Source organism: Paenibacillus sp. 01T442 (genome assembly GCF_056398345.1).
The window spans coordinates 21293-32123 of the sequence record NZ_JBFTPF010000016.1 but is presented as its reverse complement, the minus strand read 5'-3'; the positions used below and the strand labels follow the sequence as shown (position 1 = coordinate 32123).

At 46.9% G+C, this 10831-nt stretch carries 10 protein-coding genes; 8 read left to right on the top strand and 2 right to left on the bottom strand.

The window, feature by feature from the left end; translation table 11 throughout:
• Nucleotides 1-4: 4 nt before the first annotated feature.
• From AC1DLM_RS15620 to AC1DLM_RS15595, 6 genes are all read left to right on the top strand, one after another.
• Entirely contained in the window at nt 5-1711 is a 1707-nt protein-coding gene (locus AC1DLM_RS15620; RefSeq protein ID WP_477570478.1) for a methyl-accepting chemotaxis protein, read from the top strand.
• Between the two features lie 118 nt (nt 1712-1829).
• Nucleotides 1830-2945, top strand: a complete 1116-nt coding sequence (locus AC1DLM_RS15615; protein ID WP_477570477.1) for a stalk domain-containing protein — start codon at nt 1830-1832, stop codon at nt 2943-2945.
• A 127-nt stretch (nt 2946-3072) separates the two neighbouring features.
• The gene (locus AC1DLM_RS15610; protein ID WP_441991384.1) at nt 3073-3393 is read left to right on the top strand and encodes an SPW repeat domain-containing protein; all 321 of its coding nucleotides are present in this window, start codon (nt 3073-3075) and stop codon (nt 3391-3393) included.
• Nucleotides 3394-3584: 191 nt separating this feature from the next.
• Nucleotides 3585-4133: a cysteine hydrolase family protein gene (locus AC1DLM_RS15605; protein WP_477570476.1), complete on the top strand. Its 549-nt coding sequence runs from the start codon at nt 3585-3587 to the stop codon at nt 4131-4133.
• 68 nt (nt 4134-4201) lie between these two features.
• Entirely contained in the window at nt 4202-5647 is a 1446-nt protein-coding gene (locus AC1DLM_RS15600) for a nicotinate phosphoribosyltransferase (RefSeq protein WP_477570524.1), read from the top strand.
• A gap of 121 nt (nt 5648-5768) precedes the next feature.
• Nucleotides 5769-6608 carry an aldo/keto reductase gene (locus AC1DLM_RS15595; protein ID WP_477570475.1) on the top strand — a complete coding sequence of 280 codons (840 nt, stop codon included), beginning with the start codon at nt 5769-5771 and terminating at the stop codon, nt 6606-6608.
• Between the two features lie 474 nt (nt 6609-7082).
• Here AC1DLM_RS15595 and AC1DLM_RS15590 read toward each other — a convergent pair whose 3' ends face one another.
• Both AC1DLM_RS15590 and AC1DLM_RS15585 read right to left on the bottom strand, forming a co-directional pair.
• Nucleotides 7083-7874 carry a hypothetical protein gene (locus tag AC1DLM_RS15590; protein ID WP_477570474.1) on the bottom strand — a complete coding sequence of 264 codons (792 nt, stop codon included), beginning with the start codon at nt 7872-7874 and terminating at the stop codon, nt 7083-7085.
• A 155-nt stretch (nt 7875-8029) separates the two neighbouring features.
• Nucleotides 8030-8242, bottom strand: a complete 213-nt coding sequence (locus AC1DLM_RS15585; protein ID WP_173111184.1) for a hypothetical protein — start codon at nt 8240-8242, stop codon at nt 8030-8032.
• Nucleotides 8243-8443: 201 nt separating this feature from the next.
• Between AC1DLM_RS15585 and AC1DLM_RS15580 the strand changes: the two genes are divergently transcribed.
• On the top strand, nt 8444-9391 hold the full coding sequence (locus tag AC1DLM_RS15580; protein ID WP_441992256.1) for an ABC transporter ATP-binding protein: 948 nt from the start codon (nt 8444-8446) through the stop codon (nt 9389-9391).
• Complete coding sequence (locus AC1DLM_RS15575) at nt 9388-10491, top strand: ABC transporter permease (RefSeq protein ID WP_441992257.1); 1104 nt, start codon at nt 9388-9390, stop codon at nt 10489-10491. The genes AC1DLM_RS15580 and AC1DLM_RS15575 overlap by 4 nt, the downstream gene beginning before the upstream one ends.
• Nucleotides 10492-10831 lie beyond the last annotated feature (340 nt).

The window sequence follows — 10831 nt, the reverse complement described above, 5'->3', positions numbered from 1 at the left end:
ACGTATGCAGATGACAGTACGGACGAAATTTATTGCGGTATTTGCGATCATCTTCTTGATGGTTGTTGGAATGAGCTATACAGCTATGAGTCGTATGGACGCGTTAAAGGACATGAATACGAATCTGGCAAACAACTGGATGATGGGGATTCAAGATATTGAGGAAGTTCATTATTTCTCTGAGCATTTACTAACACTGTACTATCAGAAGAAATTAGAGCCAGACGTGAAAAAACATGAACCTATAGACAATGGTATCCTGGCAACGATTACAGAAATCGATAATTTGTTAGGAAAATATAAGGATTCTGTGTCAAGTGAAGAAGAAGGGGCACGTTTGCAAGAGCTTACCCAGAACTGGGAGGGATTTAAAACATCCTACGTGGCTAATAAACAGCTATCAAGTGATCCAAGTAAAGTGAAGGAAGCGGCAGAGAGTCTTACAGTGATGTCAGCAGCCTTCAGTAAAGCACAGAAATCGATGGCGGAAATGGTTAGCTACAACCAAGATGGCGGTCAGCAAGGTGTAGCAGACAGCACCAAGGAATACAAGAAAAGTGTCCAAATTTCTTTTGTTGCATTGGCTGTTATGCTTGTATTTATGATTGCGACTTGTTATTTCCTCGTAAGTAACATTTCAAATCCTGTTCGAAAAGCATCACAAGCTTTGAATCGTATCTCCAAAGGTGATCTAACCGTTGAACCGATTGTTGTGAAAAATAAAGATGAAATTGGCCAGCTCATCGGGGCCGTTAACCAAATGGTGAACCATCTACGCCATTCCGTAGAGCAGATGCTGCATGCTTCGACGAGTGTGGCGGCTTCCTCTCAGCAGTTGTTTGCCAGCTCGGAGCAGAATAGCTCGGCTTCACAGCATGTTGCCGTTTCGGTGCAGGATTTCGCGAATGGAGCGGATGCGCAAGCTCAAAGCTCTATAGAGTGTGGGCGAGCCATGGAAGAAATGGCAGCGGGCATTTCCCGTATCGCCGAAACCACAGCTGATGTATCAGAACTATCTATGACGGCTACGAACATTGCGGAGCAAGGCACACATGCCATGGAACGTGTCGTGAATAAAATACAAGCCGTCAGCACCTCCGTTGACGCAGCGAATCAAGTGATTCAGGAGCTGGAGAAGCATTCCCAAAGCATTGGTCAGATTACCACGTTAATCGGGAATATTGCATCGCAAACGAACCTGCTTGCGCTGAATGCAGCCATTGAAGCTGCGCGTGCCGGCGAAAGCGGAAAGGGCTTTGCCGTAGTAGCTGGTGAGGTGCGTAAGCTATCTTCTCAAACAGATGATTCCGTTCGAGAGATCTCGGAACTTATTACGTCCATGCAGCGGGATTCCGCTCGGGCTGTTGGGGTCATGAACAATGGAAGAACAGAAGTGCAGGAAGGTCTATATGAGGTAAGCATTGCCGAGCAAGCATTCGGTCAAATCGTAACAGCTTCGCAAGAAGTAGCTAGCAAAATTCAGGAAACAGCAGCAGCGGCAGAGCAGATGGCAGCGAGCTCGGAAGAAGTAGCAGCAACCGTCGCTCAAGTTGGCTTGGTTGCCCAGCAAACCTCAGGTACAGCGCAATCCGTCGCTGCAGTTACTCAAGAACAGCTGGCATCAGCCGAAGAAATTACGGCTTCAGCCAAAAACCTTGCCGGAATTGCCACGGACTTAAATCAAGTGGTCGGCACGTTCCGACTTTCGTAAATTTAATTTTGAAAAAAAATCGTGTAGGATCAGACTTTTCCTTAAGTTAGTGCGTCTAGTTATCGTGAAGGTTAAACAAGCGACCAAAACACGATAACTCAGAAGGAGTGAATAGGAAATGAAAAAGAATCCTTGGAACATATTGAAAATGGGTGTTGTTAGTTGTGCGGTGCTCGTAGGTGTAAGTGCTTCTGTACTGCCAATTGCAAGCATTGCTTCAGCGGATACCGCAGTTGCAATTTCAGCAACCACATCATCATTACCAGTTGTCGTTAAAGAAGTGGTGCTTACATCCAAAAGTACAAACATAACGACGAATATCAAAGTACCGCAGTTGAACGGTATGTTGGATAAGAAATACCAAGACGAACTCAATGACATTATTCTCTCACATGCGAACAAAGATCTAGCGAACTGGGAAAAGGATGCTGCGGAGGCTGCAGCTGCAGCCAAAGATAAGGGATATACGTACCGTCCTTACGGGCTTACAATTGTCTACACATTGAAGTCGGATGGAACAGGAAATCCTTCAGGTGTTGTTTCCCTTACCGTTACTACGTACGGTGAAACGGGTGGCACAGGCATGCCGAGAGTGGATACGTATAATGTACTGAATGCGGCAGCAGCTCAGCGTGTAACGCTGCAGGATCTGCTAGGTGCAGGCTACAAGGCCACGATCGATGCAGGTGTTACTGCCAAAATGGAGGAGGAACCTCAATATTTCTTTAAAGATCAATTTAAAGGGATTTCCTCGGAGCAAGGCTTTTACGTAGAAAAAGGGGCAGCGGTTGTCGTGTTCCCAAAATACTCAATTGCAGCTGGTGTTGCTGGAAGTCCAGAATTCCGTTTCATCTTGCCTAAGGATGTGACCATTAAACCGAATCCTACTCCGCTGCCTGGTACTGACAAGGTGAAAGTGGATTTGGCACCCGTTGATGTTGAACAGAATGAGGATGGCGTTACACTTGTTCCTTTCCGTAAAGTAGCAGAAGGTTTGGGCTACACCGTGAAATGGAATCAAGATACGTATGCTGCTGAACTATCGAAAGGTGCGCAGTGGACGAGTGTGAGTGTGGGGAAAGATAGCTATTTCTTTGCCAAAATGGCGCCGATTGCGCTAGGAACGGCACCGGTTATTCTGAATGATACCCTTTATGTGCCTGCTAAATTCGTGTCAGACATTCTAAAGGCCGATGTGACAATTGATTCAAAAGGCATTCATATCGCACAATAATGGATAGAAAAAAATAAAAATAAGCCTTCAGTTGCCGATTCAGGTGATCTGAAGGCTTTTTTACTAACACGTTATTGTAAGCGTTTGCATATACTAGAACATCCCGCATGTAGGAGGTGTGATCGGTATGTATCTCAAAAATAGTTTGTCAGCACTCATGGGTCTTTGGTTTCTGATGACTCCTTGGGTGTTTGGATTTGGAGATGTAACCAATGCGCTTTTCACCTGTGCACTGTTCGGAAGTCTTCAATTCGTAAGTTCGATGTTAGCTTTAGGTAAAACGGGGAAGCATATGTGGCAGAACTGGGTTTGTGTCGGCTGTGGAGTCGTTTTTATCGTATTCCCAAATGTATATCACCTATCTTTCATGGCGTTTTTCTCTTTCGTAGCACTTGGGTTTATGACGATTCTGATTAATTTCGCCAATTTATACCCGGATTCACAATAGATTTCTTCAAGTACCTATTGAAATATGAATTTAATTATGTCATAATGAATTTATCGAATCGACAATATGAAATGAATCGCTCATCTGAAGATCAAGTGCCTTAGCTGTCGTTCTACAGTTAGGCTTCTTTTTTTGCTAGTTGATAAAGTCGTTATAATAATATTAAAGGTACAATATAAGGAGTGGTGAATATGAAAGCCTTCATTCTGATTGATTATACAGTGGATTTCGTAGTAGGCAAGCTGCCTTGCGGGGACCCCGCTATTGCGATAGAAGCTCGCCTGTGTGAGCTAACTAAGAGCTTTGTTACAGAGATGGACTATGTCGTGATGGCTGTTGATTTGCATGAAGAAGGGGATCCTTTCCATCCAGAGACGGCCTTGTTTCCACCCCATAATATACGTGATACGGATGGCAGGGGGCTCTACGGTTGTCTAAAAGAAGTGCATGAAGCTCACAGAGCTGCGATCTATTGGATGGACAAAACGAGATACAGCGCATTCTGCGGGACGGATCTTGAACTGCAGCTTAGAGCTAGAGGTATTCAGGAGCTTCATCTAGCTGGTGTATGTACAGATATTTGTGTCTTACATACAGCGATGGATGCGTATAATAAAGGTTTCTCCCTCGTCATTCATGAGGATGCGGTTGCCAGCTTTGATGCGGAAGGCCATGCGTGGGCATTGCGGCATTTTGAAAAGACGCTTGGGGCTAAAGTTGTTCGGGGTTGGAAAAATTAAGTAAAATGATAGTGTGTAAGATGAGAGAATGTGGGATGGGGAGGATGAAAGCGATGAATTGGCAAACCATGGATGCGATGAATAACTTAACGCTGCATACCGATAAATATCAAATTAATATGATGTACGCCCATTGGTTACAGGGAACTCATACGGAGAGAGCTGTGTTCGAGGTGTATTTCCGCAAGCTGCCTTTTGATGGGGGTTATGCGGTCTTCGCTGGGCTGGAGCGGGTGATTCATTATGTGCAAAATCTGCATTTCGGCGAGGAAGAAATCGCTTATTTGCGTGAGCAAGAGGAGAATTATAAGGAAGAGTTCCTTGATGCGCTTCGTGCTTTTACGTTTAATGGCGATATCCAAGCCGTCCTCGAGGGAACGCTTGTTTTCCCGAATGTGCCGCTTGTTCGTGTCATCGGCAGTATCTTTGAGGCACAGCTTGTTGAGACGGCGATTCTCAACTTCGTGAACTTCCAGACGCTCATCGCGACGAAAGCTTCCCGCATGAAAGGCGTTGCTCCGCACGATGTGCTGATGGAGTTCGGCACACGCCGCGCCCAGGAGGCTGACGCCGCGATCTGGGGCGCAAGAGCCGCTTATATCGCGGGGTTCCACGCGACATCGAACCTAAGAGCCGGGATGCTCTTCGGCATCCCGACCAAAGGCACGCACGCGCACGCGTGGGTGCAGGCCCACGACACGGAAGCGGAGGCCTTCCGTGCGTATGCCGAGGCCCTGCCCGAGCAGGTCACGCTGCTCGTAGACACCTACGACACGCTGCGCAGCGGCGTGCCGAATGCCATTGCGACGGCGCGGCAGCTCGCGAGGCGCGGCAAGCGCTTGAACGCCATTCGCCTCGACAGCGGCGATTTGGCGTATCTGTCACAGCAGGCGCGGCGCATGCTGGATGAGGCGGGCTTTCCGGAGGTGAAGATTGTGGCATCCAATGACTTGGATGAGCACATCATCGCCGGGCTGAAAGCCCAAGGGGCTAAGATCGACAGCTGGGGCATCGGCACCCAGCTGATTACAGCGGCCGACCAGCCCGCGCTGGGCGGGGTGTATAAGCTTGTTGCCCGTGAGAAGGACGGCACGCTCGTGCCGGTCATTAAGATCTCGGGCAACCCGGAGAAGGTGACGAATCCTGGCTTCAAGGAAGCCTATAGGATTATGAACTTGGCAACGGGCAAAGCGGAAGCTGACTATTTGGCTTTGCAAGATGAAGTGGATATTCGGGAAGGACAGCGAATTAAGCTATTCGACCCCATCCATCCGTATCTGTTCAAATATATCGACAATTATGAGGCGGTTCCGCTTTTGAAACCTATTTTCCAGGCGGGTGAGTTAGTCTATGAATTGCCTACTTTGGAAAGCATTCGTGACTACCATGCTGAGCAAATGCAGACCGTTTGGCCGCAATATTTGCGGATGCTGAATCCTGAGGTGTATCGTGTTAATTTGAGTGCTGCCTTATGGCAGTTGAAAATGGATTTGATTCATGCCCATCAAGACTAGGGAGTTTTGATTGCCAGCAAACGCAGGATTTTGGAATATCCGACTTCGGTGGTATGATTAATGGGAGCTACACGGTAAAGATGCGCTCATTCTAATCTTATTCCGATGGAGGTTATGACGAATGTCTACGAAAGCGAATCAAGCATTTACAGCAGGAGTTACGCTCAATAATGGTGTACATATGCCTTGGCTGGGTCTCGGCGTTTACAAAAGCAAGGAAGGTCAAGAGGTCATCGGAGCGGTTCAAACCGCTTTGCAATTAGGTTATAGAAGCATTGATACGGCTGCGGTTTATCGCAACGAAGAAGGTGTTGGACAAGGTCTGYGCCAAAGCGGTGTCCCGCGTGACGAGATTTTCGTAACCACGAAAGTGTGGAACGCGGATCAAGGTTACGAGTCTACGCTGCAAGCGTTTGAAGCAAGCCGTAAGCGGCTTGGTTTGGAGACGATTGATCTGTACTTGGTGCACTGGGCCGTCTCCGCAACGTACCGAGAAACGTGGAAAGCGCTGGTCCACCTTTACAAAGAAGGTCATGTTCGTGCGATTGGCGTGAGCAATTTTCAAATCTCTCATTTGGCGCATGTCATCGAAGATACCGGTGTAGTGCCTGCGGTTAATCAAGTGGAATATCATCCGGAACTGTCGCAAAAAGAACTGCTCACCTATACCCGTGAACACGGTATCCAATTGGAGGCGTGGAGCCCGCTTATGCAGGGAAGGCTGAATCAGCCTGAATTGGCGCATCTTGCCGCTAAATACGGCAAATCAGCAGCGCAAATTGTGCTGCGTTGGGATATCCAGCATGGTGTCGTAACGATTCCGAAGTCTGTGACGGAGCATCGTATTCGTGAGAATGCGGACATTTTCGATTTCGAGCTGAGCGCTGAGGATATGGCTTTGGTGGATGCTTTGAATGTCAACAAGCGTATTGGGCCGGATCCGGATCATGTGACGTTCTAGTTGTTTGTTCATAAAATGAAATGCCAAAAGAGGATAATACCGTTTATTGCGGGTTTTCCTCTTTTTTCTTGCGACTGAGTCGGTGCTAGCTAGCATACTTCCCAATGCTGACTAATGAGTTTTGGTGGAGCAAATAACGGGAAAACACGCAGGTAAATTTGCCTATATGACCTTGAATTTCCTTATAACTGTAAAAAATACAGTTAATTCTGAGCTGAAACGCTGAAAACGGTGAATAGCTGCGAAATAGATGTACTTTTTCCATCTAATCAATCAATTTGTTATAAATTCACGAAAATAGATGGATCTTTTCCAGTTAATAGGCGGGGTGACTCGTCTAGKGGTGTCGGTGGTTAGCGGTTAGTGGTTGTGGTTAGTGGTTAGCGGTTAGGGTTAGTGGTTGTGGTTTAGTGGTCAATGATAGCGGTCATCACTGCTGCCCACCAGGCTCCGACTTCGCCGACCTCCCTCTGCTCATTTCAACAAAGCTATCATCTGATACACCTCGCGGTGGTCACCGGGCAGTAAGAAATTCGCGACTTTCAGCTGAGAGGAACCATCGCCGTCAAGGAAAAGCCCATCGACCAGCTGTTTCTCCCCTACTTGCTCCTGTACAGCTGTTCGGAACTCTTCGCCGGTACAAGGGGTAGGCGCTACTACCAGATACACGTTGTTCATTCGATCATACACAATACCAGATCGCATGCGCTTCTCGTTAATGACTGGCATTTCTTCCGAAATGGCTTGCTCGGCCCAACCCAATGGATTCGTAAGCCCCATGCTTACGCCTCCCTGCGCCCAATATCGGGTGCGATCCAGCACCTGTAACTCACTTGCATTTTCGACAACTTGGACGGTAAAGGTTTGCGCCTTCTCATCCCACACAAGTGTTCCTCGCTTCCGATCTGTATTGTACCAACCTGAACCGTAGTCGCCAGGCTGCCCCTTCACAGGCTGATCATTGGTCACTGCGATGCTTAGTAAATACCCCTGCCAGAAAAACCCGCCATTAATCCCATTGTCCTGCCGATCGGTCACATTTGCTGTAATGGCTTTGAGTCCTATGTTTTCAGGAGTAGTTTGAATAACGTGCAGAAGGACACCGTTTGTTGCAGGTTTAATGCTATACTCGGCACTTGCTTGTGGAGGCAGTTGTGAGGTGGTGTGAAGGCCCCAAATTAAGGTCCATACAAAACTGATGATTACGATAAGTAGATAGATTAGTAGCTGAGCAGCATGCGCTTTAAAAAGGCGAATAAGGTACATAGATTTCTCCATCCCAGCTGTAGTAGTCTCCTTCATTTCTATTAGTCTATGAAAAGACTAGGAGAGATATGCCTATTTATCTACGAAAAAAAACGCTTACGAAGGAATCTACCATTCGTAGGCGTTTTTCCGAAACATCTATGTAACGACAAGAATTAGAAAATAGGTATGCGCGCCTTATTCCCATCTTTAGCATATAAAATGGCTTCTGAACTAAATAAATCTACACGCTCTAACGAGTTAACTAAATTCATGGTGGTGAATTTGTTATGGCGAAGTGCGTTGATCAAAGAGGGAATTAACTTATGGTCCGTGCCGACGAAATTAACGGAAATCGGCTTTTTATTAAATAAAATATTCATTCTCACTTCAACACATCTCCTTCTGATTTTGTTTGCTAAGTAGATATTAGATTATCATAACTTTCTCAATAAGTTCGTCGATTGGCGTTGTCGGAATTCCACTAGTTCTGTCAGTAGATATTTCATAGTGGTGTTGGACGGCGTATCTGTTTATTTTGTATGATAGGGGGAGTTACGGAAAATTTGGAAACGGAGGGGGCTAGCTTTATGGAGTCTTCACACATTGTTATTGAAGCGGATGGCTTAATTAAAAATTATGGGTCCTTCCAAGCTGTGCGAGGCGTTAATTTCCAGGTCTATCAAGGCGAGGTATTTGGTTTGCTTGGTCCGAATGGTGCTGGGAAAACGACAACGATGGAAATGATCGAAGGGTTGCGGAAGCCTGACGGCGGACGTGCTATTGTGGCTGGATTTGATACACAGAAGGATTTGGGTAAGGTCAAGGAAGTCATTGGTGTTCAATTGCAATCAACTTCGTTATTCGAGTTGTTGACGGTAGAGGAAATTATGAGGATGTATGCGAGCTTCTATCCGAGTTCTGTTCCGATTGGTCCGCTATTAGAAGACATGACATTGGTTGATAAAAGAAACGGTCGTGTCAAGCATCTATCCGGTGGGCAAAAGCAGCGGCTTGCGATTGGTCTTGCGCTTTTGAATGATCCCAAGGTCATCTTCTTGGATGAGCCTACGACAGGGTTAGATCCGACAGCAAGACGAACACTGTGGGAAATTATTCTCAAGCTGAAGGAGCGAGGCAAAACGATTGTGCTGTCCACGCATTATATGGAGGAAGCGCACGTGCTTTGCGATCGTATTTGTTTAATGGATCAAGGGAAAGTCGTCGCATTGGATACACCGCGTAATCTTGTGAGCAGCTTGCAATCGGATAGCGCGATCGAGTTTAGATTGCAAGATTTGGCGGAAGCGGACATGGAATCAGTTGTACAGGAACTTCGCGATATTCGTGAAGTCAAGGGCATAGACGTGCGCAAGGATGTGTTCGTCCTTTATACAGATAAACTACAGGAATCGCTTATTGATCTCGTCGAGCAAAGCGCTGGCGGCAGATGGCAATTGGCTGACTTGCAGACACGAACGGCTACGCTGGAAGATGTGTTTATTTCCATGACCGGAAGGAGCTTGAAAGCAGAATGAATGCTTATATCCAGTTGACGTTAAGCCAGCTTCGTTTTTTTGTTCGTAATCGACAAGTGTTGATATTCACCTTGTTCATGCCGCTTTTCTTCATGATTATGCTCGGTTCCTTTCTTGGCAAGGGAAATGATATCATCGTCGATGGCGTCGTCATTGATCAGGATCAAAGTACGGAATCCAGAGTCATGGTGGAGGCGCTCCAAGCGAATAGTATTTTGAAGCTAAAGCCTGCAGATGACTTAGATAAGTCGCTTGAGCAACTGAAACATGGGGATCAGAAGTTAGTCGTCGTGATTCAGAAAAATTACGGGCAAGCAGTGGGGCTGAAAGAAGCAGATAGCTCGAAGGCCAGCTTCCTTCAGGTTTATTATGATCAAACGAACCAACAGAGTGCACAGATCGGTTTGCAAACAATAGGTCAAGTGGCGGATGGCGTTTCTAAGCAAATGTCCAACTATATGCCAATTGTTAAAATTGAACCGGTTGGCGTGCAAGCTTTGCAGCTTCGCTACATCGATTTCCTTGTACCTGGTATTCTGGCCATGATGATCATGACCAACAACTTAAATGGCGTTTCGGGACAAATAGCTTCATGGCGTGAGCGAGGTGTGCTGCGACGCATGCAAAGTACACCGCTGAAGGCGTCGACGTTCATCGCCGCGCAGATTACTGCACGTCTTGTAATGAACACGGCGCAGGCCTTGATCGTACTGCTTGTCGGTGCTTTGATTTTCGGCACGCAGGTGAATGGCTCGTGGTGGCTGCTTTTGCTGTTCGTTGTCATGGGAACATTGACATTCATGTCGATCGGCTTCATTATCGCTGGTTTGGCCAAAACCCCAGAAAGCGTAGGGCCGATTTCCGGACTGATCTCGTTCCCGCTGATGTTCTTGGGCGGCGTGTTCTTCTCTATTTCTAGCATGCCGGAGTTCTTGCAGCCGATCGTGAAGTCGATCCCGATTACCCAGCTCAGCACTGCTCTTCGGCAGATTATGAATGTAGGCGCGGGCATCGGGGATCTGTGGCAGGAAGGGCTGATGCTCGCCATCTGGCTAGTCGTGTCGTTCATTGTTGCGACGTTTACGTTTAAGTGGGAGTAGGCAGAGGCGTAGGCGGAAGCGGAAGGTCTTGTCGGACTTGAAGCCTGGCGACTGCCCGGCATTKAGAAGGCTTAATAAGGGATCTATGTTGCCGAAAGGGGAACGTGGATCCCTTATTTGCTTCAAAAAGGGGGTTTTTGATGAGGTGCGGAACGACAGTTCGCTATTTCTCGCAAGAGAGGCGTTTTTAAGCCGAATCTACCTAAATAGCGTACCTACGTTCCGTTTCACCGCGAAAATACCTGTATTTATGTAAATAGCTCACTGACGTTCCTTAAAATGGTGGCTGCCACCATTGTTAAGGTATTTCAGAGCTAACTGAAAGCCMAATCTAAGAGAT